The organism is Streptomyces sp. NBC_00443 (genome assembly GCF_036014175.1).
Classification (GTDB): domain Bacteria; phylum Actinomycetota; class Actinomycetes; order Streptomycetales; family Streptomycetaceae; genus Streptomyces.
Window position 1 is genome coordinate 8643507 of the sequence record NZ_CP107917.1, and the last position, 24118, is coordinate 8667624.

Here is a 24118-nt window from a genome sequence, read left to right on the forward strand (position 1 = left end):
CGGCCGGGGTGCCGGTGGACGGCCGCTTCGTACGGGACCTGTTGCCCTCGCGGCGCTGACGGCCGGCCACCGGGCCGCGTTCACGGCCTGCGCCGTGCCGGCCTGCGCACTGGTGGTCCTGCGCGCGCCCCGGCGCCGACGTCCCGAGCGGCCGGAGACGGCTGTCACGCCGACTGCGCCGCCGCCTCCTTCGCGATCCGGTCGAACTGCGCGCCCATCGCCTCGGCCAGCGCCTGCAAGCCCGACAGCGGACGGACCATGACCATGAAGTCGTCGATCAGCCCGTCCTCGTTGACGTGCAGGAAGTCGCACCCGGTGATCTCCCGGTCGCCCACGCGCGCGGTGAAGACCAGCGCATGATCCCGGCCGCCCGGGTCGTTGATCTCGCGCACATAGCGGAAGTCCTCGAAGACCCGCACCACAGCGCGCAGGATCGCCGCCGTGATGGCCTTGCCGGCGTACGGCTTGAACACGGCCGGGCTGGTGAAGACGACGTCGTCGGCCAACAGAGCCTCGACGGCATCGCTGTCGCCTGCTTGCACCGCCTCGCGGAACGCGCGCATCGGGTCACCTCATAGTCAAATAGTTGAGTAGGTGCCGATGAGAATAATCACCTGCTGTTAACGTGTCCACATGTCCCTCAAGTACGCCGTCCTCGCCGCCCTCCTGGAGGGCGAGGCCTCGGGTTACGAGCTGTCGAAGGTCTTCGACGTCTCGTTCGCCAACTTCTGGCCGGCGACGCCGCAGCAGCTCTACCGTGAGCTCGAACGGCTCGCGCAGGACGGCCTCGTCGAGGCCCGGTTCGTGCAGCAGGAACGACGCCCGAACAAGCGGATGTTCACGCTCACCGACGCCGGACGCGAGGACCTGCGGACCTTCGCCGCGGAGCCGCCCCGCAGGCCCACCGCCATCCGCGACGAACTCCTGATCAAACTCCAGGCCATGGAGGACCCCGAGGCCACCCGCGCCCTGATCGAGGAGCGCATGACGTGGTCGCGCGGCAAGCTCGACCGCTACGAACGCGTCCGCGACCGCCTCCTCGACGGGCGCACCGAGGACGAGTACCTGAGCGAGTCCGACCGCATCGGGCCGTATCTGACGCTGCTGGCCGGAATCTCCTTCGAGCAGGAGATCCTGCGCTGGTGCGAGCGCGTTCTCACCGTCCTGCGGCACCGAGTGCCCACGGGGTGACGCGGATGTTCAGCCCCGAAGGCCCCTCCCTGCGCGAACTCGCCGTCCAGGCCCTGTCGTCCGTCGAGCGCGGATACGACCTGCTCGCCCCGAAGTTCGACCACACGCCGTTCCGCACCCCGGATTCCGTGCTCCGCGCGGTCGCCTCGGCGCTCGGCCGAACGGGCTCGTACGACGACGGCCTCGACCTGTGCTGCGGCACGGGCGCGGGGGTCGAGGTGCTGGCCGAGGTGTGCCGGCGCAGCGTCACCGGCGTCGACTTCAGCGCTGGCATGCTCGACGTCGCCCGGCGGCGGGTACGGGTCGGGGAGCAGCGCGTCGGCTGGGTGCGTGCCGACGCCCGCGCCCTGCCGTTCGCACCGGCCTTCGACCTCGTGGTGAGCTTCGGGGCGTTCGGGCACTTCCTTCCCCGTGAGCTGCCGGGCCTGTTCGCCCAGGTCCACTCCGTCCTGCGGCCCGGCGGGTGCTTCGCCTTCCCCGTCGTGGCCCCGCCCCGCCCCGCGTCCGTCGGCTACTGGATGCTGCTGGGCTTCGACACCGTGATGTGGGTGCGTAACGCTGTGTGGCGGCCGCAGTTCGTCATGTACTACCGGGCCTTCCGGCTCGCGGAGGTACGCGACGAACTGGCCCGCGCCGGCTTCGAGGTGGAGTCGCAGGTGCTGCCCGAGTTCGGACGGCGGCGGGACGGGAGCCCCCGGGTGCGGATGGTGGTGGCGCGGCGCCCGGATCGGACTGGTCAGACCGCCGCGGGCAGGGTGAACTCGTAGACCAGAGCGTCCTGTCGGGCGTCCATCACGAGGTCCGTGATCTCCAGGGGGCGGGCGTACTGGTCGTGCACGCGCCGGGTGACCCGCACCGAGGGTGCGCCCGGGAGCCGGGTGATGGTGTCCCGGTGGTGGAGGGTGAGGCCCGCCTTGCGCATCCAGTCGTAGGTGCGGCGCAGTTGGGTGGATTCGGTGCTGTCGGCGCGGTCGCCGTCGGCCCGGTCGCGGCAACGGGCGAGCTCCGCCACCTCGGCCAGGGCCACAGCCGAGAACGACGTCACCGCCGTACGCCGGCCACCACCGTCGGCGCCCGCGGACTCGTACCGGTGCACCAGGGTCGGCCGGTGCGTGGCCAGCCCCAGGGCCGCGGCGTGCTCCGGCGGGGGAGTCTCCCAGGCGACCGTCGCCCGGTCCACGGCGCCCGGGCCGGCCGTCCGGGCGCCGACCGGGAAGGTGAGGGTCGACGGGGTCTCGACCGGCGGACCGGACAGGGTGGCATGGCTGCCCCGCCGGTCGGTGGCGACCAGTCCGCGGTGGCGCAGCACCTCCAGCGCCTGCCGTACGGTCTCCCGGCTGACCCCGTAGTGCAGCGCCAACTGCCGTTCCGCCGGCAGCCGTTCACCGGGCGGGATGGTCCCGGCCCGCAGCTCGTCGAGCAACTGGGTGGCGATTCTCCAATAGAGGGGCTGCGCTTCGGTGAGGGGATGGTCGTGCGGGGTGGTGCGGGCCATGCCGCGCCTCCTGTTGGTGACGTGTTGTAGCCGTGCGGGTTCGTTGCGCCACCAGATCTAAGCATTGGTCTAAACCACGACGGAAGGGCGGTCTCTCACTTCGGCCGAAACGGTCCGCGCCGACAGGCCGTCACAGAGCGCCGTACAGGGCGTCTATCAGTGCCATCTTCCGCGGGTCGTCGGCGATATGAGGCCCCATCCGGTTCATCACATAGCCCAGCGACACCCCTGCCTCAGGGTCGGCCAGACCGCAGGAGCCGCCGAAGCCGTCGTGTCCGAAAGCCCGTGGGTTGGGCCCGTACGACCCGTTGGCCCCGCTCAGCCACAGGCCGAGCGCGACCTCCGTCTCGCTCTCGAACCCGGCGCCGAGCACCAGATCGCGGCAGGCGCCCTGCCCCTCGCGTACCCGCTCGGCCGCCTCGGCGGAGAGGATGCGATGGCCGTCGTACGACCCGCGTGCCGCGAAGATGCCGTACAGCGCGGCGACCGCCCGAGCCGTGCCGTGCCCGTTCGCGGCGGGCACCTCGGCAGCCCGCCACTCGGTCGTGTTGGCCTGAGCCGCCCCCACGACGGGGTTGGCCAGAGCGGCGATGGCGGCGGGCGCCAACTGGCTGAAGATCGCCGCCTGTTCACTGTTCGACGCGACCGGGGCATGCACCAGCTCGGCCGCCCGTCCGTACTCCTTCTCCGGCAGCCCGATCACGAAGTCGATGCCGAGCGGCCCGGTCACCTCCCGCTCCAGGAAGGCTCCGGGCAGCAGTCCCGAAACCCGCCGCACGACCTCCCCGACCAGGAACCCGTAGGTGAGCGCGTGATATCCGGACTGTGTCCCCGGCGCCCACCACGGCTCCATCGCGGCGAGCCGCTGGGTCGTCAACTCCCAGTCGCAGAGCTGCTGAAGCGAATGCGGCTCCCGCAGTCCGGACAGTCCGGCGCGGTGCGACAGCAGATGCCGTACGAGGATCTGTTCCTTGCCCGCGGCGGCGAACTCCGGCCAGTACGTGGCCACCGGCGCGTCCAGGTCGAGCAGCCCCCGGTCGACGAGGATGTGCGCGCACAGCGCCGTCGGCCCCTTGGTCGTCGACCACACGTTGACCAGAGTCTCGCGCTCCCAGGGGCGACTGTGAGCCGCGTCGGCCCACCCGCCCCACAGGTCCACGACGGTCTCGCCGCCGGCCCTGACCGCGACCGCGGCGCCCAGCTCCCCGCGCTCGCGGAAGTTCGCCTCGAACGCCGCCCGCACCGCCGCGAACCGCGGATCGCAGTGCCCGTGCACCTGTGCCTCGTGCTCCGCCATGGCCCACCCCTAGTCGTCGGCAGACGTCCGCTGACGTTCGCCGGAAACCCGGGCCGCGACCGGCGCGACCGGGCTCCTGAACGTACCGACTGGTCGGACTGGAGGGAAGGCGTCGAACACGCCGAACACGGCGATCGCATCGAGTTCACCCGAAGAACAGCGCACCTTCCGGCTCCCGGTGCCCCTCGACGGTGTGCCAGTAGTCGCGGGTCTCGACGGCGAGCCCGGCGGCGTCGAACCGCACGAAGACACAGCCGGCCAGCGTGGCCGGCGCGCCGTCCTCCTCGGCCAGGACCCGGAACTCGGCCACGGCCACCCCGTCCTCGCCGACCACCGGCGCGGAGAAGCGCACGTCGGTCACCCGCTCACCGGCGAACGACCAGCGCAGATACTCGGCCAGCTCCGCGCGCCCGCGGTGCGGCTCGCGGAACGGCATCGAGCGGTGGACACAGCCCTCGGCATACAGCTCCAGCAGGGCGTCCACGTCGTGCTCCGGCCAAGCCCGCTGCCAGACCCGGACGAACCGCTCCGCGGCCTCACGCGTCTCCATGCCGGACCTCTCAGGCGTGCGTGCGCAGCCAGTCCAGCTTGGCCGCCTCGTGGAACGGGCCGCCGCCCTCGTGGTCGTTGAAGTCGTACACCTCGATGGCCTTCCCGTCGTGGGCCCAGGCGTTGAAGGCCGCGAAGACGGTGGACGGCGGGCAGGTCTGGTCCTCCAGGGCCGCCGAGAACAGGGCGGGGGCCCGGCCGCGGGCCGCGAAGTGCACGCCGTCGAAGTACGACAGGGTGCGCAGGACGTCCTCGGTGCGGCCCCGGTGCGTCTTGAGGTAGAGGGCGATCTCGCGGTACGGGTGGCGGTCCGTCAGGGTCGCCGCGCGCGGGTAGTCGCACAGGAACGGCACGTCGGGCGCGATCGCCGTCAGGTCCGGGATCAGGCCGCCGACCGCGATCGTGATGCCGCCGCCCTGGCTCGCACCCAGCGCGACCGTGCGCGAGGCGTCCGTCAGCGGGTGGGAGCGGGCCGCCTCGACGGCACGGACCGCGTCCGTGAACACCCGGCGGTAGTAGTAGTTCTCGGGCGCGTCGACGCCTCGCGTCATGAACCCGGGGTACGCGGGCGCCGCACCCACCGGATCCGCCGTGCCACCACCGGCGCCCCACGCGCTGCCCTGGCCCCGCGTGTCCATCATGAAGTGCGCCCGGCCCGAGGAGGCCCACAGCAGGTTCTCGTGCGGCAGGCCGCGCCCGCCGCCGTACCCGAGGAACTCCACCACCAGCGGCACCGGCTCGGTGGCCCCGGCGGGCAGCCGCAGCCAGCCCTTCACCGGGTGACCGCCGAACCCGGCGAACGTCACGTCGTACACCTGCACCGTGGCCAGCCCCGTGTCGACCGGCTCGAAGCGGGCGTCCAGATCGTGTTCGCGCGCTTCCCCGAGGGTCTTGGACCAGAACGAGTCGAAGTCCTCGGGTTCGACGGACTTGCTGCGGTACTCGCGCAGTTCGTCGAGCGGAAGGTCGAACAGGGCCATGAAGGACCGCCTTTGCCAAGAGTGACTGCGGATGATCACACCGTACGTGGATGATCGGACGACTCGCCAGAACTTTGCCGGGCCATGTGCCTACGATGGCGCCATGACGTCTGCCGTCGAACCCCCGGTCAAGGCCGCGGAACTGCTGGTCAAGGACGCAGAACTGCTCATCGTGGACGGGGACCGGGAGATCCCGGGCGGCTGGCTGGCCGTCACCGGTGGTCGGGTCACCGGCGTCGGTGCCGCCGGGAGCGAGCCCGAGGCCCGGACAACCGTCTCGGCGGCCGGACGCCTGGTCACCCCGGGCCTGGTCAACACCCACCATCACATCTACCAGAACCTCACCCGTTCCTACGCGCCCGCCGTGAACGGCTCCCTGTTCGACTGGCTGACCACCCTCTATCCCCTCTGGGCGGACCTCGACGAGGAGGCCGCGTACGTGTCGGCGTACGTCGGCATGGCCGAACTGCTGATGGGCGGCTGCACCACGTCCGCCGACCACCTCTACGTCCATCCCCGCCCGCGCCTGGTCGACGCCGAGATCCGCGCCGCCCGCGACATCGGCTTCCGCTTCCACGCCACCCGTGGCTCGATGACCCGCTCCGTCGACGACGGAGGCCTGCCGCCGCGGAGCGTCACCCAGACCGACGACGAGGTGCTGGCCGACAGCGAGCGCCTGATCACGACGTACCACGACCCCGAACAGGGCGCGCTGGTGCGGGTCGCGCTCGCGCCCTGCTCACCGTTCTCGGTGACCAAGTCGCTGATGACGGCGACCGCGGAACTCGCCGAGCGCCACGACGTACGGCTGCACACGCACCTCGCCGAGGACCACGACGAGGACACGTACTGCCTCGAGACCTACGGCTGCCGCCCCGTCGAGTACTTTGAGCAGACGGGGTGGATGAGCGACCGCAGCTGGGTCGCGCACTGCATCTACCCGACCGGCGACGAACTGCGCCGACTCGCCGCCGCGGGCGTCGGCGTGGCGCACTGCCCCAGCTCCAACATGCTCATCGGCGGCGGCACCGCGCCCGTGAAGGAGATGCGCGAGCTGGGCCTGCCCGTCGGCATCGGCTGCGACGGCTCCGCCTCCACGGACCATGCCTCGCTCTGGATGGAGACCCGGGCGGCACTGCTGCTGGGCCGCTACCGAGGCGGACCCGGCGCGATGACCGCACGCGACGCCCTCGACATCGCGACCCGTGGCTCGGCGCGCTGCCTGGGCCGGGACGACGAGCTGGGCCACCTGCGGCCCGGGGCCTGCGCCGACCTCGTCGTGTGGGACCTGCACGAGGTCGCCCTCGCCGGCGCACTGAGCGACCCTGTGGAGGCCTGGCTGCGCTGCGGGCCGGCCCGGGCCTGGACCACTGTGGTCGGCGGCCGGATCCTGGTGGACCGGGGCGAGCCCCGGTTGGCCGGGCTGGCGGACGCGTTGCGCGGGCACGAGCGGATCGCGCGGCGGATGCAGCAGCGTGCCTAGGCGGCTGGCGACGGACGGCGGACTGCAGACGGCGGACTGCGGATGGCAGACCGCGGGTGGCCCGCTGTAGGCGGCCCCGCCGGGCAGGCGCCTCGGTCACGCCCGCCGGTCCGACCAGTCCGGCTCTGTCTCGGCCCACTCCTGCTCCCACTCGGCCAGCCGCCGCCGCATCGCGCCGTGGCGTACGACGGCATGGCCGAGCAGAATCACCGCGACCGCGCCGCCCGCGGCACACACGCCGATCGTGACGGTGTGCTGCCAGACGGCCATACCGCTCGCAGGCGGGGCCGTGCTCCGGCCCCGGGAGTCCAGCCACACGTCGACCGTGTCGCCGGCCCGTGTGCCCGCCGGGACGCGTGCCGTGGCCGTACGAGGGCCGCCTCCCGGCTCGGTCCAGCGCACCGTCGCTCTGGCTGACGGCTGCCGTCCGCCCTGCGCCAAGGGAACCGCGTCGACGGACTTGCCGAGGACCTCGGCCCTGACGTGCCGGCGATCGTCCCGCTGCTCCCGGGCCACCGTCCGGGCGCCGTCATGGGCCCACCATGCCGCGACCGCCCCGGCCAGGGGCGCGACCACGAGCAGCAAAAGGGCCACGGTGAGTACCGTCCACGCCTCGACGACATCCGACCGGCGCCGCAGTGGACTGCGCCGCCAGCGCCAGCCACGCACCCGATATCGCATGGCGTCCAGGTACCCCGAACGCCGGACATGGTTCCTGACGATCCCGGACGAAATGCGCTCCGTACCGGCCGTCGTTCAGCCGAAGCGTTCGATCCGGATGCGGTCCACGGGCTGACCTGCCGCCACGAGCAGGCGTGAGGCGTGCTCGGCGAATCCGTTGGAGCCGCACACATAGGCCTCCCACCCACCGGGTGGCTGCGCGGCCAGGAGTGGCGCCACATGTGCGGCGGCCATACGTCCTACGGGCACACCCTCCGGCGCACTGCGCGTGAACACGGGCGTCGTCTCCGCGCCGTACTCCTGCGCGTAGATCAGCTCCTCGGGACTGCGCGCCGACACCAGCAGTCGCAGCGGCACGTCCAGCCCCCGCGCCCGGTGGTGCCGCACCATCGACATCAGCGGTACGACGCCGGAGCCGGCGCCGACCAGCAGCGCGGGCCGGTCGCCGGGCCAGGCGAAGAAGCCGCTGACCGGGCCGCGGACCTCGACCGTGTCGCCGGGCTCGGCCACCGTGTGGAACCAGCTGGAGACCTCACCGTCCTCGACATGGTCCACGGTGAGCTCGATGTGCCCCGAGTCGTCCGGCGCGGACGCGATCGAGTAGTGGCGCTGGGCCACATAGCCGTCCTGTGCCGTTAGGCGCAGCAACAGGTGCTGGCCGGGCAGATGGCCCACCCAGGCAGGCACAGCGAGTCGGAACGTGGCGGCGAGCGGGGTCTCGCGGCGGACCTCGGTGATCGTGGCGGTCTGCCACATCGCGGCGGCCTCGTCGCCGACGGCGATCCGCCCGGGCACCGCGAAACGGGTCGGGGGAGCGAACGCCAGGGCTGCCTCGGCTGCCTCGGTTGCCTCAGTCACGTCCATCGCCTCAGTCACCCGAGTACCGCTGCTCTTCCCACGGGTTGCCGCGGGCGTGGTAGCCGTTCTGCTCCCAGAAGCCAGGCTCGTCGTGGTCGAGGATCCGCAGGCCCGCGATCCACTTGGCGCTCTTCCAGAAGTACAGGTGCGGCACCAGCAGCCGTGCCGGTCCACCGTGCTCCGGGGCGAGCGGCTTCCCGTCGTACTCCCAGGCGATCCAGGCCCGTCCGCCGGTCAGGTCGGCGAGCGGAAGGTTGGTGGAGTACCCGGTGTGTGAATAGGCGACGGCATGGGTGGCGGACACATGGGGCCGGACCACGGCAAGGAAGGCGTCCAGCGAGACGCCCCCGAACCGCACGCCGAACTTCGACCAGCTGGTCACGCAGTGGATGTCGCCCTCGTACCAGGACGCCGGCAGCTCGTGTGCCTGATCCCAGCTCCAGCTCCGTGGCTCCTCGACCAGACCGTCGATGCGGAAGGTCCACTCGGCGGGCGTCAGCTCGGGGGTGACCTCGGCGGACAGGACGGGCCAGTCGTCGCCCGCGTCGTACTGGCCGGGCGGCAGTGCGGCGTTCCGGACGCGGGGGCGTCCGGTGAAGCCTCGGGTGACGTTCATACGGGTGGTGCCTCCAGGCCGCCGTCGGCGGTGGCCCGCGGGTCGAGCGTGATCAGTGCGTGCTCATTCTTGCTCATTCAACCGTACGCGCTCCGGTGGCCCGCTTTCGCCGATGCACGGGAGCGTTCGTGATCGTTGGGGTAGGGTTTCCCTCCGGCCGGGACAGTCCCCGCCGCACGGAGTCCAGGAGGTGAGACCCATTACCGCTGTGTCAGGTCGGGTGCTCCCACCTCGAATCGGCGCGGATCACCGCCGGTAGGCGACCGCGAGAGCATCCTTCGGCTTCCGAAAGGCTCTCGGCTCCCATGCCTTCTCTCTTCTCCCCGTCACCCTCGCCTTCCCCGTCGCCCACGGCTGCCTTGCCTTCTGCTGCCTCGCCGCTCTCGCGTGACGCCGTCGTGACCGCACTCCGCGCAGCCGGCTGTGTCTTCGCCGAGGACGAGGCCCGGCTGATCCTGACAGCCGTCGGCACCCCGGACGAGCTGGCCGCCATGGTGGACCGGCGTGTCACCGGCCTGCCCCTCGAACTCGTCCTGGGCTGGGCCGAGTTTCGCGGGCTGCGCATCGCCGTGGAACCCGGCGTCTTCGTGCCCCGTCGCCGTACCGAGTTCCTGGTCGAGCAGGCCCTCGCCCATGCCCGGGACGCGTCCGTCGTCGTGGACCTGTGCTGCGGCTCGGGAGCGGTCGGCGCGGCGCTGGCCGCGGCACTCGGCCCGGTCGAGCTGCACGCCTCCGACATCGACCCGGCGGCGGTGCGCTGCGCCCGCCGCAACGTGGGCCCGTTCGGCGGTCGGGTGCACACCGGCGACCTGTTCGAGGCGCTGCCCGGTACCCTGCGCGGCCGGGTCGGGATACTCGCGGCGAACGTGCCGTACGTACCCACCGACGAAGTCGGGCTCCTGCCCGCGGAGGCCCGCGACCACGAGCCGCACGTCGCCCTCGACGGCGGTCCGGACGGACTCGACGTCCTGCGCAGGGTCGCAGCCGAGGCGCCCCGCTGGCTGGCCCCGGGCGGCTGCCTGCTGATCGAGACGAGCGAACGCCAGGCGCCGGCGGCCCTGGACGCCTTCACCCGCAGTGGACTGGCGTCGCGTCTGATCGTCTCGGAGGAGCTGTACGCGAATGTCGTGGTCGGCCTCAACCGGGCCGGCCATTAGGGCCTGTCGTTTGGGTCAGGTCGGCTGGGAGGTGCTGCGCCTTTCGGCCGACCCGAGCGGGGTCTGGTGCGTGCAGCTGCAAGGCGGAGGAGGGCGGCGACGCGATGGGGGTCCCCCCGCTCGAGCGAAGTCGAGAGTGGGGGAGTCGGCAACCGACGACAACGCGGCAGATGTGCGTGCCAGACCCCGCGACGCCCGCATGATCCAAACGACAGGCCCTGGCGGACCACCCGCCCCGGCGGTCAACCAGGCGGCAGAACACGGGCGATGAGCAGCGCCACGTCGTCGGAGTTCTCGGGCTGGTGGAGGGTGCGCAGCAGGAGGTCGCAGACCTCCTCCAGCGGACGGTCGGGGCCGTCGAGGAGTTCCAGGAGGGCGGCCAGGCGTTCGTCGAGCGGGTGCTGGCGGGTCTCGACGAGGCCGTCGGTGTAGAGGACCAGGCGGTCACCGGGTTCGAGGTCGACCGTCGTCGTGGAGAACGCGACTCCGCCGACGCCCAGCGGTACCCCGGTGGGCAGTTCGAGGAACTGCGGGTTCCGGCCGGGGCGGAGGCGGGCCGGCGGCAGGTGTCCCGCGTTGGCGATCCGGCACTGGCGCTGCTGCGGGTCGTGGACGACGTAGACGCAGGTGGCGATGGAGTGGTCGAGGCCCTCGGTGATCTTGTCGAGGTGCTCCAGGAGCCGGGCAGGTTCGAGGTCGAGGGAGGCCAGCGTGTGCGTCGCGGTGCGCAGCCGGCCCATGGTGGTCGCGGCGTCGATGCCGCTGCCCATCACGTCGCCGACGACGAGCGCGGTCTTGCCGCCCTCCAGCGGAATCACGTCGAACCAGTCGCCGCCGACCTCGGCGCTGGCGCCCGCGGGCTGGTAGCGGGAGGCGACCTCCAGGCCGCCGGTCACCGGAGGATGGCTGGGCAGCAGGCTGCGCTGCAGGGTGAGGGCGATGTCGCGGGCGTTCTGGTACCAGCGGGCGTTGTCGATCTGCACGGCCGCGCGGGACGCCAACTCACGGGCGAGCAGCAGGTCGTCCTCGCTGAACGGCAGCGGATTGCGGGTGCGCTTGAGATCGAGGGCGCCGAGGACTTCGCCGCGCGCGATCAGCGGCACCGCCAGATAGGAGTGCACGCCCGCGCGGCCCAGCTGGACGGCGGCCTCGGGGGAGCGGGCGATGCGCGTCAGGTCCTTCTCCTCGACATGCGCCACCATGACCGGGCCGGCCGTGCGCACACACTCCGTGACCAGGCGGTCGGGGCCGTAGCGGGCCACCTGGCCGGGCTGGTCGGCGGCGTCGAGGGCCACCGTGTCGTGCTCCGCCTTGACGGCCAGGGCGCGGATCACGGCCGATTCCGCGGGCCCGAGGACGCTGCGTCTGCCCTCCACCACGGCTTCCAGCAGATCCACGGCCGCCACGTCGGCGAGTTCCGGCACGGCGACCTCGGCCAGCTCGTGTGCCGTGCGGTCCAGCTCCAGTGTGGTGCCGATGCGCGCGGAGGCGTCGGCGATCAGGGCCAGACGCCGCCGTGCCGTCTCGGTCTCGACGGCGGCCTGGTGCTGCTCGGTGATGTCCACTGCCATGCCGGCCACACCGAGCACTGTCCCGGCGGAGTCCTCCAGCCGGTACAGCGAGATGGACCAGAAATGCATTACGTCCGGGTCGGCCAGGGTCCGGCCCATGATGCGCTGGTTGATGAGCGCGTCTCCGGTCCGCAGCACCTCGCGCAGGGCTGTTTCGATCGCCTCGGCGGCGTCGGGATCGGGCAGCAGCTCACGTGGTGTGCGGCCGAGGTGCTCTTCGGCCGGGATGCCGTTGAGCTGCGCCAGCGCCGGGTTGACCGAGACGTAGCGCAGCTCGGTGTCCATGACGGCCAGCCCGATCGGGGCCTGGGCGATCGTCCGGGTCGACAGCGCGACGTCCCGCTCCACCTGGCGGACCGTCGCCTGGTCGGCGCACAGGCCCAGTGCGTAGACGTCCCCCTGGTCGTCCAAGAGCCGCATGTTGCGGAACTCCACCAGCCGCGTGCCGCCGTCCTTGTGCCGGATCGGGAACGCCCCGGCCCAGCCCTCACCGGTCTCCATGACGTCGGCGAACAACTTGACGACCAGATCCACGTACTGCTCGTGGACCATGATCCGGGCGGCGTACTCGCCCAGCGCCTCCTGTGCCGGATAGCCGAACAGTTCCTCGGCCTGGGGGCTCCACAGCACGATGCGGCCCTCGATATCCAGCACGACCGAAGCCACGCCGAGCACATCGAGCAACCCGCTCGGCCCTACCGGCCCGCGCACCGGCTCGTCGCCCCCGGCCACGGGACGTTCGGCTGCTGACATCCGCACCGCCTTCGCCCATCCTCCTCGCGGCACGCCACTCCCCCGTGCCGACTCCCCTTGTTCTACCGCGTTCAACCGTCTTCGGGCCCCCCTTGGTCGTTCTCCTCCACCATCCCTCAACACGGCGGCGGGCGTCCGCCGAAGTCATCACCGGGGCACGTGACTGTGGCCGATCAGACAGCGCCTGTTCGCTCGGTTGGTCTGTACATGACCATACGGGCCCGCCAGACTGTCCGCCGACCCGCACCCACCCCCCAAGGAGTCGGTCCCATGGCCCTGCGCGCCAGACAACGTTGTCAAACCGCTCTGACCTGCCTCGTCGCCCTCGCCTCCGCCGCCGTGCTGTCCACCGCGACACCCGCACAGGCCGCCGACACCTGGACGGAGGTGGGATCCGACCGCGCCGACCCGCTGACCGAGAGCCAGGGGCTGACCTCCGTAGAGGTCCCGGCGAACAGCCCGAACCGTTACACGGGCATCGGCACCATCCCCGCCTCGGTCTCCAGCCGCGGCTGGAACCACGTGGGCGACCCCGACGCCTCCTACAACGGCTACTACATCGAGCCGTACCAGGCGGACTCCGGCAGCGCCAAGATGTTCCGGGTGCAGGCGCCGAACGGGACCTGGTCCGAGTACGTCCACGCGCTGGGCTCCGGGGAGGCGCTGAACAACTCCTTCGTCGCCGTCACGCCCGGCGGCCAGTGGATGGTCTCGGGCGAGTGGGGCACCATGACCCGCCTGCTGGTCCACCCGACCCCTGGCGTCAACCCCGCCACGTCGCCGTCGGCGAACCTCCCCTGGACGTCCAGCATCCGGCTGGACCACGCCGTACGCGACATCCAGGGCTGCGACTTCCTCGGCGCCACGACGCTGCTGTGCGCCTCCGACGACCCCGCGGGCACCCTCTTCGGCATGACCAAGCCGCTGCTCCAGATCGACCTCTCCGCCGAGCCCGGCTCGTCCGACGTGACCGGACACGTCACGGCCCTGCGTCAGCTCCCACTGCGCAGCTCCTGCTCGGGCGAGTTCGAGACGGAGGGCATCGACTACGACCGGCGTACCGGCACCCTGCGCGTGATCGTCATCTCGCCGGGATTCTGCGTGCTGACGGACAGCAAGACGTACCGGTTCACGCGATGAGCTGCCGCTTCACGCGCGGCCAGGGCCTGCCCTGGGTGCGGACGGTGTGGTTCCGCCGCTAGTGCCGGGCCGCACGTGGTGCTTTTCTTGGGATTGGGGTCCGGTTCCGCGGGCAACCCGTGACACCGCGGTGCGGCCACGAGAGGAGCGATCACGATGGACCGTGAACGACTGCACGAGGAACCCGTCTCCGTCGAGATCAGCGGATGCAGCAAGGAAGACGCCCGGATCGTGTTCGACACACTGAATGCGTGCTTCGAGTCCGACCGGGGACCCGAGGACGTGCCGCAGCAGCTCCATGAGACGCGCCCCATGGTGTGGCTCGGCACGTTCGAGGTGACGGACGCCCAGGAGTGCCCGGCGCCCGCCCGGCTCTCGGCGTCCGTCGAGGCCGATGCGCAGGGCGGCTACTGGGCCATCGAACGGCTCCGTACGACGCTGGACTCCCTGTTCACGGTGCACGACCTGACCTCCGCCTCGGGCGACCAGGAGCGGGAGCTGCACGTGGTGCTGGAGAGCCGGTCCGGCGGGTCGTGACGCGCCCGCCCCGGGCTCCTCATGACGGGCCCAGCAGGGCGAGCACGGCACGCCGGTATACGGCGTGGACGGCGGGCAGGTCTGCCAGGCAGGCCCGCTCGTCCACGCCGTGCAGCCCCACGTAGCGGACGCCGAAGCCCCCCGTGGCCGGGATGCCCTCGCCCGCGAGCAGGTTGCCGATGTTCGACGGGCCGGCGGTCTTCGGCCGTACGACGACGCCCTCCCCGGCGGCGGCATCCAGCAGTGCCGCCGCGGGCTGCCGGCCCGAGCCCAGTCGATACGGCGGCCAGGACGCCAGCGGCGTGATCGTGGTCGGCCGCGGTGCGGGAACCTTCGCGTCCAGCTCGGCCACCGCCTCGCGGACCAGTTCCTCCGCGGCGCGGGCGTCGAAGGCCGGCGTGATGCGGATGTCGACGCCCAGCTCGCACAGGCCGGGCACCACCGAGAAGCCCTGGCCGCCGTGGCAGGAGGTCACGGTCAGCTTCGGCGGCAGGGGGAACTCGCCGTCGGCGCCCGGGAGTTCGGCTTCCTCCAGAAGCCGTACGAGATGCGCCGCCCGGGAGATGGCACCGGGTGCGGAGCGGCGTGACCCCGAGTGGCCCGAGGCCGCGTGCACCGCGATCGTGGCCCGCCACAGGCCCCGCCCGCCGACCACGACCTCGTCGAGCCCCGGGTAGCCGATCATCACCCCGGCCGGGCGCGCCGCAGCCGGATCGGCCAGGTAGGCGCGGGCTCCGCCGAAGCCGCCCGTGTGCTCGTCGACGTCGAGGAGCACCGCGAGCCCGCCGTGCAGGGCGTCGGCCCGCCCGTGCAGGTCGGCCGCGATGCCGCAGAACGTCGCCGCGGCGTGCTTGGAGTCCGCGGCGCCCCTGCCGCGCAGCCAGCCGTCGACGACCTCGCCGGAGTCGGGCGCGAACGACCAGGCGGTCTCGTCGCCGTAGGGGGCGGTGTCGACGCAGGCGTCCAGTGCCCACCAGGGCCGGGCCGGCCCCCGCGACCTCGATCAGCAGGCCGACGGCGCTGCCCGTGTCGCCGTAGAGGCGGCGATACGGCAGCTCCCGCCCGGCGAGCCAGTCCTCCAGGACGCCGAGGACGGGCCCGTAGTCGTCGATGCCGGCGCGGCTGGGGCGGCGGATCAGGCGCTGGGCGAGATCGATCACGTCGGCGTGTGCCGTCATGGGGCCTCCGTGTGCGGTCATGGCGCCACTGTGCCCGAGCGAGGCCGGTGCCGGTGTCGGGGGTGGGGGCGGCGGCAGTGGTCGGTGTCACCCCTCCCCGGTTGTGCAACTAGTTGCATAAACCCGGTGCGGTCCTCTACAACTACGTCAGGCACGACACCGCCCACGGAGGGTCCCCATGAGCCGTTACCCGCACCTGCTGAGCCCGCTCGACCTGGGCTTCACCACGCTGCCCAACCGCGTCCTCATGGGCTCCATGCACGTGGGCCTGGAGGAGGCCGAGCGAGGCTTCGAGCGCATGGCCGCGTTCTACGCCGAGCGGGCGCGCGGGGAGTGGGGCTCATCGTCACCGGTGGCATCGCGCCCAACGACGAGGGGCGGCCCTACGAGGGCGGCGCCAAGCTCACCACGGAGGCCGAGGCCGAGCAGCACCGGGTCATCACCGACGCCGTGCACAGCGCGGGCGGCCGGATCGCGATGCAGATCCTGCACTTCGGCCGGTACGCCTACCACCAGGACCTCGTCGCGCCGAGCCCGATCCAGGCGCCGATCAGCCCCTTCCAGCCCCGCGAGCTCGTCGACGCCGAGGTCGAGCGGACCATCGACGACTACGCCCGCGCCGCTCGCCTCGCCCGGCACGCCGGGTACGACGGGGTGGAGATCATGGGCTCCGAGGGCTACCTCATCAACGAGTTCATCGCCAGGCAGACCAACCGCCGTACCGACCGCTGGGGCGGCGCGTACGCGAACCGGATGCGCTTTCCGGTCGAGATCGTGCGGCGGGTGCGCGAGGCCGTCGGCGAGGACTTCATCATCGTCTACCGGCTGTCCATGCTGGACCTCGTGCCCGGCGGTTCGACCCTCGACGAGGTGATCACGCTCGCGAAGGCCGTCGAGGCCGCCGGGGCGACGATCATCAACACCGGCATCGGCTGGCACGAGGCGCGCATCCCGACCATCGCCACCTCGGTGCCCCGCGGCGCGTACACCTGGGTGACGAAGCGGCTGATGGGCGAGGTGTCGGTCCCGCTCGTCACCACCAACCGCATCAACACCCCCGAACTGGCCGAGGAGTTGCTGGCCGACGGCTGCGCGGACATGGTGTCCATGGCCCGCCCGATGCTCGCCGACCCGGACTTCGTCGCCAAGGCCGCCGCCGGGAAACCCGAGGCCATCAACACCTGCATCGGCTGCAATCAGGCCTGCCTCGACCACACCTTCAGCGGCAAGATCACGTCCTGCCTGGTCAACCCGCGCGCCTGCCACGAGACCGAGCTGACGCTGTCCCCGACCCGGCGGCGCTTGCGGGTCGCCGTCGTGGGCGCCGGACCCGCCGGCCTCGCCTGTGCCGTGAGCGCGGCCGAACGCGGCCACGAGGTCACGCTGTTCGACGCCGCGAGCGAGATCGGCGGGCAGCTGAACGTCGCCCGCAAGGTCCCCGGCAAGCAGGAGTTCGACGAGACCCTGCGCTACTTCCGCCACCAGCTCGACTGGCAGGGCGTGGACGTACGGCTGAACAGCCGGGTGGCGGCCGACGACCTCGCCGGCTACGACGAGGTCGTGGTCGCCACCGGCGTCAGCCCGCGCACCCCGGACATCCCCGGCGTCGACCACCCGAGCGTCGTGGGCTACCTCGACGTCCTGCGCGACCAGGCCCACGTCGGCGAACGCGTCGCCGTCCTCGGCGCGGGCGGCATCGGCTTCGACGTCGCCGAGTTCCTCACCGACGGCGGCGACAAGGCGAGCGAGGACCCCGAGACGTACTTCCGCCTCTGGGGCGTCGACATGGACTACACGGGCCCCGGCGGCCTCGCCGCGCCCGAGCGGCCCGCCCCGCCGCGCACCGTCCACCTGCTCCAGCGCAAGACCAGCAAGGTCGGCGCGGGCCTCGGCAAGACCACCGGCTGGATCCACCGCGCCGAGCTCAAGCACCGTGGCGTCACCATGGTCCCGGGCGTGCGCTACGACCGTATCGACGACGCCGGACTGCATGTCACCGTCGGCGAGGAGAGCACGGTCCTCGAGGTCGACACGATCGTGCTGTGCACCGGGCAGGAGCCGCGTCGCGACCTGTACGAGGCGCTCATCGCCGCGGGCCGCAGCGCGCACCTCATCGGCGGCGCCGACGTGGCCGCCGAACTGGACGCCAAGCGGGCCATCAAGCAGGGCACGGAGCTGGCGGCGAGCCTGTAGCGGTGAGTGGTCGTGTCCGTAGGACGACCTCCTCGCGTCCCTAGGATGAGCCCCATGTCACTCCCGCACGCGATCCTCACCGCCCTGCTCGAAAAGCCGTCCTCGGGGCTGGAGCTGACCCGCCGCTTCGACAAGTCGATCGGGTACTTCTGGTCGGCGACGCATCAGCAGATCTATCGCGAGCTGGGAAAACTGGAGGGCGAGGGGTTCATCCGCACCCTGCCGAGCGAGCAGCCGGCCCGCGGGCAGAAGAAGTCCTACGACGTCCTGCCCGCGGGCCGCGCCGAACTGGCCCGCTGGACGGCCGCGTCCCAGGACCCGAGGCCCCACCGCGACACCCTGCTGCTGCGGATGCGTGCCGCGGCGGTGGTGGGGACCGAGGGCATCGAGGGCATCAAAGCCGATCTGCGGCGCCATCTCGATCTGCATCAGCGGCAGTTGGACGAGTACGAGCAGATCGAGCAGCGCGACTTCCCGCCCGGCAAGGACAGCTCCCAGGACCGGTTGCGGCACCTGGTGCTGCGCGCCGGCATCGATCTGGAGACCTTCTGGACGCGGTGGCTCACGCACGCGCTGGAGGAGTTCGCCGAGCTGCCGGGGCGGGAGCCTGCGTGAGCCGGCCCGGCAGCTGTGCCTGGGGCCCGGCCCTCAGAGCCGGTACGGCTTGGCCTTGCGGCGCAGATACCAGGCCGCGGCCAGGCCACCCGCGCCCACCAGGACGCCGCCGCCCACCAGCGTGAGGGTGCCGAAGTCCGTCGAGGAACCGCCCACACCGCCCATCACGCCGCGCGAGGGTGAGGTGCTGGGGGTGGGTCTGCGGGTCGGACTGGTCGAGACGATGACCGACTGGGTGCCCGCCGTCGAGCCATTGGAGCACACGACGATGACGGTGTAGGTGCCCGGGTTCACGCTCGACCACGCCGCCGACTGGAGCCGGTCCGTGCCGGACAGGGAGACCTGACGCCCCTGCGAGAAGTTCGCCTGGCTGCTGGTGAGCAGCGAGGCGGTGCCCCAGCTGCCGTTGACATTGGTGCACGCACTGGTCGTGACGGAGACCGTTGACCCGGTGGTGCTCACGGAGATCCCCGATTGCGCGGCGGCCGGACCGGCGGCCACGACGAAGGGGAGTGAGGCGGCTGCCACGGTCAGGCCCGAGCGGAGGAAGAGCGATGAATTGCGCATGGAATGCCCTCCGGCGGCACGGTTGGCGGTACATCCCTTGCGCCGCCTGGGGTCGGGAACGCCCGTGCTGCCTCAGGGGCAGCCAACGCGCCCCGGGTCCGCCCCGCATGCGGACCGCCCCCGGTCAGGTGACTCCTTGCTGCATCCGGGGGACCGGACCGGATGTCAGCCCTGCGCGCCGGTCGTCACCGTCCGCTGGGCCGAGAAGCCGCCCCAGGTGCCGTCCGGCAGCCTGCCCCGGATCCGCACCCGGTGGCTGACCCCGGCGTCGGGACCCAGGTAGAAGCTGTACGTGGCCTTGTCGCGCGGCGGGTTTCCGCCGTACACCAGCGAGGTGGCCGCCGTCCCGTCGAGCTGGATCTGGTACTCCGCCACGACGCCGTCCGTGCGCGGCGGCACCCAGCTCAGGTCGAGGTGGTACGCCCCGTCCGCGCGATGGGTCGTCGCCCGGAAGGCGGTCGGCGCGGTGCCGCGCCCGTCGTCGGTGCCGGGCGTGGTGATCCGCACGGGCGCCGTGGCCGGTGACAGGTTGTCGGCCGCGTCGCGGGCCCGGACGGTGAAGGAGTAGCGGGTGCCCGGCCTGAGCCCGGTGACCACGGTCGCCGTCTGGTTGCCGCCCACACTGTGGATCTTCGTGCCGCCCTGATGGATGTCGTACGACACCACGTCCCGGTCGTCCGTGGCCGCCGACCACGACAGCTGAACCGCTCGGCTGCCGACCGCCCGGCCGGTGAGCTTCCCCGGCCGCGTCGGGGCCGCACGGTCGGCGGCCACGGCCCTGGGAGTCGTCGCCCGGACCTCCTTGCTCGGCGGCCCGAGACGCCCGTCCGTGTCACGGGCCCGGACGGTGAACGCATATGTGGTGGCGGGCTTGAGCATGGTGACATCCACCATGTGTGCGGAGCCCGGCACTTCCTTGACCTTCGTAGGGCCCCGATACACCTCGTAGACGCGGACGCCGCCTTCCGTGGAGACCGCGGTCCACATGACATGCACGCTGGTCGCGCTGCCCGCCGCGGCCGTGACACCCGTGGGCGCCCCGGGCGGCCGGGCTCCGTCCCCGTCCGCTCCGCCCCACGTACAGGACGAGAGCAGCGCGAGCGCCGCGCAGAGGGCGGAAAAGAGTGCCAGAACGCGTCGCACGACTCTGCCTCCCGGGGGCGGCCTCGCGGCAATGGTCCGGACCAATATGACGCGGCTGACACGATCACATCAAGAGGGCGGCAGGTGGTGGTCGTTGGTGGCCCCTCCGGGGGATTACGTATGCTGAAGCCCCTCACGGCTGAACTCACCCTGAGCGCTGGGGAGTTCATGCCGCCTGCGCGGGCCCGCTGTCGTCGCTGACCCCGCGCCGGACGTGGGTGGCCGGGCGGCCGGGTCCTGTCGCGGACTCAGGCCCCCGGCCCCTGGCGGTAGTTCGGGGCGGTCGTCGTGTCGCCGGGCCGTCGTGTCGTCGTCGGTGAGTGAGGGGCCGTCGGACAGTCGTCAGGCAGCCGTCAGACAGCCGACCAGCCGTCGTCGACCGGCAGGATCACGCCGTTGATGTTGCTCGCCGCGTCCGAGGCGAGGAACACGATGGCGGCGGCCTGCTCCTCGGGCTCGGCCAGCCTGCCGAGGTTGACGAAGTGGGGGCCGAGGGCGGCCGGCCCGTGCGCGTCCTGTGCCGCGTCCACGGCTATGCCCGTCCGAGTGCCGCCCGGGGCGATGGCGTTCGCCCGGATTCCCTGCTTGCGGTACATCACCGCGAGGGACTTCGTCAGCCCCACCACGCCGTGCTTCGACGCCGTGTACGCGGCACCGGCCGCACTGCCCCGCAGGCCGGCCTCCGACGCCGTGTTCACGATGGCGCCCCGGCCCGCCGCCAGCATGTGCGGCAGCGCGGCCCGGGTGAGCAGGAACGGGGCGGAGAGGTTGACCCGTATGACCCGCTCCCACTCGGCGTCGGTGACGTCCGCCACGGCCGACATGCGATCCATGATCCCGGCGTTGTTGACCAGGACGTCGACGCCGCCGAAGCGTTCGACGGCGGTCTCGACGACCCGGTCCACGACGGCCTGTTCGCTCAGGTCGCCCGGCACCGCGACCGCGCCGCCGCCCGCCTGCCCGATCTCCTTGACGACCGCATCCGCGCCCTCGGCGTCGAGGTCCGCCACCACGACCCGGGCGCCCACCCTCGCGAATGCCAGGGCGGCCGCGCGCCCGATGCCCGAGCCTGCTCCGGTGACGATGACGCTGCGTCCGTCCAGTCCGCCGCTCATGAAGTGCTCCCATGCGTGTGTTGAGGGGGTGTCCCGTCCGCCGGGCGGCGTGTCGACCGCGACCGGTGCCTCACCATACGACTTAATGTCTCTGCGTGACATAAAGTCGTCGGGGAGGATTCGCGGGAGAGCGATCAGCATCGGCCGGAGGACACCATGACCGCAGCCCGTGGACGTACGAGCCAAGTCGCGAGCCGACCCACGGGGCGACCGCCCCTGACCGCTGAGCGCAAGGCCGAGATCCGGCTGGAGATCGCGCGGGCGGCCGTGGACCTGTTCGTCACCCAGGGCGTGGCGGCGACCACGGGCGAGCAGATCGGAGCGGCGGTCGGAGTCTCCTCGCGGACCGTGTGGCGCTACTTCCCGAGCAAGGAGAACTGCGTACGGCCGCTCTTCTCGGCCGGGATCGACCTGCTCGCCGACTGCCTGCGGCGCTGGCGACCCGGGCAGCCCCTGGAGGAACTCCTCGACCAGGAACTCGCGGACGAGCAGCACGAACTCGCCGGCCCCGACCGCGCGACCGTCGGCGCGCTGGTACGGCTGACCCGTACCGAGCCCGGCCTGCGCGCGATCTGGCTCCAGACCTACGACGAGGCCGAACCGGCGTTCGCCCGCGCCCTCGCCGAACGGGCCGGCCTACCAGCCGACGACCTCCGCCCCACGATCCAGGCAGCGATCTTCAACGCGGCCCTGCGCGCCGCGGTCGAGCACTACGCCTGGCACACGGCCGACACCCACCCCGACCGCACGACGGCCCAGACCGAACTGGCGGCGACGTTGCGTTCGGCGTTGGGGGTTGCGGCGGAGGGGGTCAGGTAGGAGGGGGTCAGGTAGGGGAGGCGGGCGGCAGGGTGCCGAGGCCCCGTGCATTGGCCGTCAAGGCCCCGGCTGCAGTATGCCGACTCACACCTTCCGGTACGTGTACGCCTCCGCAGCCGCCGCCTCCACCGCCGCCAGGTCGGCGCCCGTCGCTGCCGTGACGACCGCGGCCACCGCGCCCTCGACGAACGGGGCGTCCACCAGGCGTGTGTTGTCGGGGAGTTCGTCGCCCTCCGCGAGGAGGGCCTTGACGGTGAGGACCGCGCTGCCCAGGTCGGTGAGGACCGCCACCCCGGCGCCGCGGTCGACGGAGGCGGCAGCTGCGGCGATCAGTTCGGAGCTGGTGCCGAGCTCGCCACCCTCGGTGCCGCCCGCCGGGGCCACCGGCACGGTCGTCGAGCCGCCCGCGAGCCCCTGGGCCAGCTCGGCGACCGACGCGGCCACCTGCGCGCTGTGCGAGACCAGCACGACGCCTACGAGTCCCTGGTCCTTCATCGCCTCACTCACCGTTCGCCTCCGCCAGTGCCGCGATCAGCAGCGCCGATGACGTGGCGCCGGGATCCTGGTGGCCGATGCTGCGCTCGCCGAGATAGCTCGCCCGCCCCTTGCGGGCCTGCAACGGCGTCGTCGCCAGGGCACCCTCCTCGGCGGCGGCCCGCGCTGCGGCGAAACCGTCACCGAGCGCGTCCACGGCCGGCACCAACGCGTCGATCATGGTCTTGTCGCCCGGCGCAGCACCCCCGAGCGTCATGACCGCGTCCACCCCGGCCCGCAGCGCCTGGCCGAACTGGTCCTCGCTCACCTCGCCGGCGTCGCCGAGGGCCTTGCCGGTCCGGCGCAGCAGGGTCCCGTACAGCGGACCGGACGCCCCGCCGACCGTCGAGATCAGCTGGCGCCCGGCGAGCATCAGGATCGCACCGGGCGTCTGCGGGGCCTCCTTCTCCAGCGCCGCCGCGACGGCGGTGAACCCGCGGTGCAGGTTGCTGCCGTGGTCGGCGTCCCCGATGGGTGAGTCGAGGGAGGTGAGCCGTTCCGCCTCACGGTCGACGGAGGCGGCGGTCGCCGTCATCCAACGGCGGAAGAAATCGGCGTCGAGCACTGGATCTCCTTGCATGGCAGGTGCGTTGCGGTCGTCCGGCTCCGGATCACATACCCCACCGCAGCCCCGGCGTCTTCACCGGCGCGTTCCACAGCCGCAGCAGCTCCTCGTCGACCTGGCACAGGGTGACCGAGGCGCCGGCCATGTCGAGGGAGGTGACGTAGTTGCCGACGAGCGTGTGGGCGACGGTCACTCCGCGCTGGGCGAGTACCCGCTGGACCTCGGCGTTGAAGCCGTACAGCTCCAACAGCGGTGTCGCGCCCATGCCGTTGACCAGGACGAGCACGGGGTTGCGCGGGGTCATGTCGTCCAGGATCGCGCCCACCGAGAATTCGGCGATCTCGCCCGAGGTCATCATCGCGCGCCGTTCCCGGCCGGGCTCGCCGTGGATGCCGATGCCCAACTCCAGCTCGCCGGGCGGCAGATCGAAGGTGGGGCTGCCCTTGGCGGGGGTGGTGCAGGCGCTGAGGGCGACGCCGAAGCTGCGGGAGTTCTCGTTGACCTGCCGCCCGACCGCCTCGACCCGCTCCAGCGGCTGCCCCTCGTCGGCGGCGGCACCGGCGATCTTCTCCACGAACAGGGTCGCGCCCGTGCCGCGCCGCCCGGCCGTGTAGAGGCTGTCGGTGACCGCCACGTCGTCGTTGACGAGCACCTTCGCGACCTGGATGCCCTCGTCCTCGGCCAGCTCGGCGGCCATGTCGAAGTTGAGGACGTCGCCCGTGTAGTTCTTCACGATGAACAGCACACCCGCCCCGCTGTCCACGGCGGCCGCGGCCCGCGCCATCTGGTCGGGCACCGGCGACGTGAACACCTCACCGGGACAGGCCGCGGACAGCATCCCCGGACCGACGAATCCACCGTGCAGCGGCTCGTGCCCCGACCCGCCGCCGGAAATGAGGGCGACCTTCCCCTCCACGGGCGCGTCTCGCCGAACGATCACCCGGTTGTCCACATCGACGACCAGCTCGGGATGAGCGGCAGCCATTCCGCGCAGTGCGTCCGCGACCACGGTCTCCGCGACGTTGATCAGCATCTTCATGGGTACCTCCTGGTGAGACTGGCGCCGGCCTCCTGACCTGTG

General features: G+C 72.0%; 24 protein-coding genes and 1 pseudogene. 9 read left to right on the forward strand and 16 right to left on the reverse strand.

Going from position 1 to position 24118, the window contains the following annotated elements:
* Positions 1 to 164 precede the first annotated feature (164 nt).
* A complete protein-coding gene (locus tag OHO27_RS39430; protein ID WP_328429716.1) occupies positions 165 to 563 on the reverse strand; it encodes a nuclear transport factor 2 family protein in 399 nt (132 codons plus the stop codon).
* 70 nt (positions 564 to 633) lie between these two features.
* Here OHO27_RS39430 and OHO27_RS39435 point away from each other — a divergent pair, with 70 nt between their 5' ends.
* Both OHO27_RS39435 and OHO27_RS39440 read left to right on the forward strand, forming a co-directional pair.
* Positions 634 to 1191, forward strand: coding sequence for a PadR family transcriptional regulator (locus OHO27_RS39435; protein WP_328429717.1), 558 nt, complete (start codon positions 634 to 636; stop codon positions 1189 to 1191).
* Positions 1192 to 1196: 5 nt separating this feature from the next.
* Positions 1197 to 1958 (forward strand): class I SAM-dependent methyltransferase, encoded by a 762-nt coding sequence (locus OHO27_RS39440; RefSeq protein ID WP_328429718.1) that lies wholly within the window; start codon positions 1197 to 1199, stop codon positions 1956 to 1958.
* Here the strand turns inward: OHO27_RS39440 and OHO27_RS39445 are convergent.
* The 4 genes from OHO27_RS39445 to OHO27_RS39460 all read right to left on the reverse strand — a co-directional run bounded on the left by OHO27_RS39445 (position 1928) and on the right by OHO27_RS39460 (position 5512).
* Positions 1928 to 2686, reverse strand: a complete 759-nt coding sequence (locus tag OHO27_RS39445; RefSeq protein WP_328429719.1) for a GntR family transcriptional regulator — start codon at positions 2684 to 2686, stop codon at positions 1928 to 1930. The two genes, OHO27_RS39440 and OHO27_RS39445, sit on opposite strands and share 31 nt — an antisense overlap.
* A gap of 130 nt (positions 2687 to 2816) precedes the next feature.
* Positions 2817 to 3983 carry a serine hydrolase domain-containing protein gene (locus OHO27_RS39450; RefSeq protein WP_328429720.1) on the reverse strand — a complete coding sequence of 389 codons (1167 nt, stop codon included), beginning with the start codon at positions 3981 to 3983 and terminating at the stop codon, positions 2817 to 2819.
* 145 nt (positions 3984 to 4128) lie between these two features.
* Positions 4129 to 4533, reverse strand: coding sequence for a nuclear transport factor 2 family protein (locus OHO27_RS39455; RefSeq protein WP_328429721.1), 405 nt, complete (start codon positions 4531 to 4533; stop codon positions 4129 to 4131).
* 10 nt (positions 4534 to 4543) lie between these two features.
* Entirely contained in the window at positions 4544 to 5512 is a 969-nt protein-coding gene (locus tag OHO27_RS39460) for an acetylxylan esterase (protein WP_328429722.1), read from the reverse strand.
* A 103-nt stretch (positions 5513 to 5615) separates the two neighbouring features.
* Here OHO27_RS39460 and OHO27_RS39465 point away from each other — a divergent pair, with 103 nt between their 5' ends.
* Positions 5616 to 6995: an 8-oxoguanine deaminase gene (locus tag OHO27_RS39465; RefSeq protein WP_328429723.1), complete on the forward strand. Its 1380-nt coding sequence runs from the start codon at positions 5616 to 5618 to the stop codon at positions 6993 to 6995.
* 96 nt (positions 6996 to 7091) lie between these two features.
* On the opposite strand, the gene OHO27_RS39470 is transcribed toward OHO27_RS39465, so the two are convergent.
* The 3 genes from OHO27_RS39470 to OHO27_RS39480 all read right to left on the reverse strand — a co-directional run bounded on the left by OHO27_RS39470 (position 7092) and on the right by OHO27_RS39480 (position 9150).
* On the reverse strand, positions 7092 to 7676 hold the full coding sequence (locus tag OHO27_RS39470) for an Rv1733c family protein (RefSeq protein WP_328429724.1): 585 nt from the start codon (positions 7674 to 7676) through the stop codon (positions 7092 to 7094).
* Positions 7677 to 7751: 75 nt separating this feature from the next.
* The gene (locus OHO27_RS39475; RefSeq protein ID WP_328430684.1) at positions 7752 to 8432 is read right to left on the reverse strand and encodes a ferredoxin reductase; all 681 of its coding nucleotides are present in this window, start codon (positions 8430 to 8432) and stop codon (positions 7752 to 7754) included.
* A gap of 112 nt (positions 8433 to 8544) precedes the next feature.
* Positions 8545 to 9150: a sulfite oxidase-like oxidoreductase gene (locus OHO27_RS39480; RefSeq protein ID WP_328429725.1), complete on the reverse strand. Its 606-nt coding sequence runs from the start codon at positions 9148 to 9150 to the stop codon at positions 8545 to 8547.
* A gap of 305 nt (positions 9151 to 9455) precedes the next feature.
* On the opposite strand from OHO27_RS39480, the gene OHO27_RS39485 reads away from it, so the two are divergent.
* The gene (locus OHO27_RS39485) at positions 9456 to 10307 is read left to right on the forward strand and encodes a putative protein N(5)-glutamine methyltransferase (protein WP_328429726.1); all 852 of its coding nucleotides are present in this window, start codon (positions 9456 to 9458) and stop codon (positions 10305 to 10307) included.
* 242 nt (positions 10308 to 10549) lie between these two features.
* Here the strand turns inward: OHO27_RS39485 and OHO27_RS39490 are convergent, their stop codons facing one another.
* Positions 10550 to 12631, reverse strand: a complete 2082-nt coding sequence (locus OHO27_RS39490) for a SpoIIE family protein phosphatase (protein WP_328429727.1) — start codon at positions 12629 to 12631, stop codon at positions 10550 to 10552.
* A gap of 270 nt (positions 12632 to 12901) precedes the next feature.
* Here OHO27_RS39490 and OHO27_RS39495 point away from each other — a divergent pair, with 270 nt between their 5' ends.
* Both OHO27_RS39495 and OHO27_RS39500 read left to right on the forward strand, forming a co-directional pair.
* Positions 12902 to 13771 carry a hypothetical protein gene (locus OHO27_RS39495; protein ID WP_328429728.1) on the forward strand — a complete coding sequence of 290 codons (870 nt, stop codon included), beginning with the start codon at positions 12902 to 12904 and terminating at the stop codon, positions 13769 to 13771.
* Between the two features lie 156 nt (positions 13772 to 13927).
* Positions 13928 to 14308 (forward strand): hypothetical protein, encoded by a 381-nt coding sequence (locus OHO27_RS39500; protein ID WP_328429729.1) that lies wholly within the window; start codon positions 13928 to 13930, stop codon positions 14306 to 14308.
* Positions 14309 to 14327: 19 nt separating this feature from the next.
* Here OHO27_RS39500 and OHO27_RS39505 read toward each other — a convergent pair whose 3' ends face one another.
* Positions 14328 to 15275, reverse strand: a complete 948-nt coding sequence (locus OHO27_RS39505; protein WP_328430685.1) for a M20 family metallopeptidase — start codon at positions 15273 to 15275, stop codon at positions 14328 to 14330.
* A gap of 389 nt (positions 15276 to 15664) precedes the next feature.
* On the opposite strand from OHO27_RS39505, the pseudogene OHO27_RS39510 reads away from it, so the two are divergent.
* A pseudogene (locus tag OHO27_RS39510) lies at positions 15665 to 17679 on the forward strand (FAD-dependent oxidoreductase).
* Positions 17680 to 17733: 54 nt separating this feature from the next.
* On the forward strand, positions 17734 to 18294 hold the full coding sequence (locus tag OHO27_RS39515) for a PadR family transcriptional regulator (protein WP_328429730.1): 561 nt from the start codon (positions 17734 to 17736) through the stop codon (positions 18292 to 18294).
* Between the two features lie 33 nt (positions 18295 to 18327).
* Here OHO27_RS39515 and OHO27_RS39520 read toward each other — a convergent pair whose 3' ends face one another.
* From OHO27_RS39520 to OHO27_RS39530, 3 genes are all read right to left on the reverse strand, one after another.
* Positions 18328 to 18861: a hypothetical protein gene (locus tag OHO27_RS39520; protein WP_328429731.1), complete on the reverse strand. Its 534-nt coding sequence runs from the start codon at positions 18859 to 18861 to the stop codon at positions 18328 to 18330.
* A 165-nt stretch (positions 18862 to 19026) separates the two neighbouring features.
* Positions 19027 to 20004 (reverse strand): fibronectin type III domain-containing protein, encoded by a 978-nt coding sequence (locus OHO27_RS39525; protein WP_328429732.1) that lies wholly within the window; start codon positions 20002 to 20004, stop codon positions 19027 to 19029.
* 353 nt (positions 20005 to 20357) lie between these two features.
* On the reverse strand, positions 20358 to 21119 hold the full coding sequence (locus tag OHO27_RS39530) for an SDR family NAD(P)-dependent oxidoreductase (RefSeq protein WP_328429733.1): 762 nt from the start codon (positions 21117 to 21119) through the stop codon (positions 20358 to 20360).
* Between the two features lie 156 nt (positions 21120 to 21275).
* Here OHO27_RS39530 and OHO27_RS39535 point away from each other — a divergent pair, with 156 nt between their 5' ends.
* Positions 21276 to 21938: a TetR/AcrR family transcriptional regulator gene (locus tag OHO27_RS39535; RefSeq protein ID WP_328429734.1), complete on the forward strand. Its 663-nt coding sequence runs from the start codon at positions 21276 to 21278 to the stop codon at positions 21936 to 21938.
* A gap of 84 nt (positions 21939 to 22022) precedes the next feature.
* Here the strand turns inward: OHO27_RS39535 and OHO27_RS39540 are convergent, their stop codons facing one another.
* From OHO27_RS39540 to dhaK, 3 genes are read right to left on the reverse strand one after another with little or no spacing between them, the layout of a single operon-like run.
* Complete coding sequence (locus OHO27_RS39540; RefSeq protein ID WP_328430686.1) at positions 22023 to 22433, reverse strand: PTS-dependent dihydroxyacetone kinase phosphotransferase subunit DhaM; 411 nt, start codon at positions 22431 to 22433, stop codon at positions 22023 to 22025.
* A gap of 4 nt (positions 22434 to 22437) precedes the next feature.
* Positions 22438 to 23037, reverse strand: a complete 600-nt coding sequence (gene dhaL, locus OHO27_RS39545) for a dihydroxyacetone kinase subunit DhaL (RefSeq protein WP_328429735.1) — start codon at positions 23035 to 23037, stop codon at positions 22438 to 22440.
* Between the two features lie 46 nt (positions 23038 to 23083).
* Positions 23084 to 24076 carry a dihydroxyacetone kinase subunit DhaK gene (gene dhaK / locus OHO27_RS39550; protein ID WP_328429736.1) on the reverse strand — a complete coding sequence of 331 codons (993 nt, stop codon included), beginning with the start codon at positions 24074 to 24076 and terminating at the stop codon, positions 23084 to 23086.
* Positions 24077 to 24118: the final 42 nt, after the last annotated feature.

Excerpts from the sequence above, each read along its gene's own strand:
- OHO27_RS39430 (WP_328429716.1), bottom strand. The coding sequence starts at position 563 with ATGCGCGCGTTCCGCGAGGCGGTGCAAGCAGGCGACAGCGATGCCGTC.
- OHO27_RS39435 (WP_328429717.1), top strand. The coding sequence starts at position 634 with ATGTCCCTCAAGTACGCCGTCCTCGCCGCCCTCCTGGAGGGCGAGGCC.
- OHO27_RS39440 (WP_328429718.1), top strand. The coding sequence starts at position 1,197 with ATGTTCAGCCCCGAAGGCCCCTCCCTGCGCGAACTCGCCGTCCAGGCC.
- OHO27_RS39445 (WP_328429719.1), bottom strand. The coding sequence starts at position 2,686 with ATGGCCCGCACCACCCCGCACGACCATCCCCTCACCGAAGCGCAGCCC.
- OHO27_RS39450 (WP_328429720.1), bottom strand. The coding sequence starts at position 3,983 with ATGGCGGAGCACGAGGCACAGGTGCACGGGCACTGCGATCCGCGGTTC.
- OHO27_RS39455 (WP_328429721.1), bottom strand. The coding sequence starts at position 4,533 with ATGGAGACGCGTGAGGCCGCGGAGCGGTTCGTCCGGGTCTGGCAGCGG.
- OHO27_RS39460 (WP_328429722.1), bottom strand. The coding sequence starts at position 5,512 with ATGGCCCTGTTCGACCTTCCGCTCGACGAACTGCGCGAGTACCGCAGC.
- OHO27_RS39465 (WP_328429723.1), top strand. The coding sequence starts at position 5,616 with ATGACGTCTGCCGTCGAACCCCCGGTCAAGGCCGCGGAACTGCTGGTC.
- OHO27_RS39470 (WP_328429724.1), bottom strand. The coding sequence starts at position 7,676 with ATGCGATATCGGGTGCGTGGCTGGCGCTGGCGGCGCAGTCCACTGCGG.
- OHO27_RS39475 (WP_328430684.1), bottom strand. The coding sequence starts at position 8,432 with ATGTGGCAGACCGCCACGATCACCGAGGTCCGCCGCGAGACCCCGCTC.
- OHO27_RS39480 (WP_328429725.1), bottom strand. The coding sequence starts at position 9,150 with ATGAACGTCACCCGAGGCTTCACCGGACGCCCCCGCGTCCGGAACGCC.
- OHO27_RS39485 (WP_328429726.1), top strand. The coding sequence starts at position 9,456 with ATGCCTTCTCTCTTCTCCCCGTCACCCTCGCCTTCCCCGTCGCCCACG.
- OHO27_RS39490 (WP_328429727.1), bottom strand. The coding sequence starts at position 12,631 with ATGTCAGCAGCCGAACGTCCCGTGGCCGGGGGCGACGAGCCGGTGCGC.
- OHO27_RS39495 (WP_328429728.1), top strand. The coding sequence starts at position 12,902 with ATGGCCCTGCGCGCCAGACAACGTTGTCAAACCGCTCTGACCTGCCTC.
- OHO27_RS39500 (WP_328429729.1), top strand. The coding sequence starts at position 13,928 with ATGGACCGTGAACGACTGCACGAGGAACCCGTCTCCGTCGAGATCAGC.
- OHO27_RS39515 (WP_328429730.1), top strand. The coding sequence starts at position 17,734 with ATGTCACTCCCGCACGCGATCCTCACCGCCCTGCTCGAAAAGCCGTCC.
- OHO27_RS39520 (WP_328429731.1), bottom strand. The coding sequence starts at position 18,861 with ATGCGCAATTCATCGCTCTTCCTCCGCTCGGGCCTGACCGTGGCAGCC.
- OHO27_RS39530 (WP_328429733.1), bottom strand. The coding sequence starts at position 21,119 with ATGAGCGGCGGACTGGACGGACGCAGCGTCATCGTCACCGGAGCAGGC.
- OHO27_RS39535 (WP_328429734.1), top strand. The coding sequence starts at position 21,276 with ATGACCGCAGCCCGTGGACGTACGAGCCAAGTCGCGAGCCGACCCACG.
- OHO27_RS39540 (WP_328430686.1), bottom strand. The coding sequence starts at position 22,433 with ATGAAGGACCAGGGACTCGTAGGCGTCGTGCTGGTCTCGCACAGCGCG.
- dhaK (WP_328429736.1), bottom strand. The coding sequence starts at position 24,076 with ATGAAGATGCTGATCAACGTCGCGGAGACCGTGGTCGCGGACGCACTG.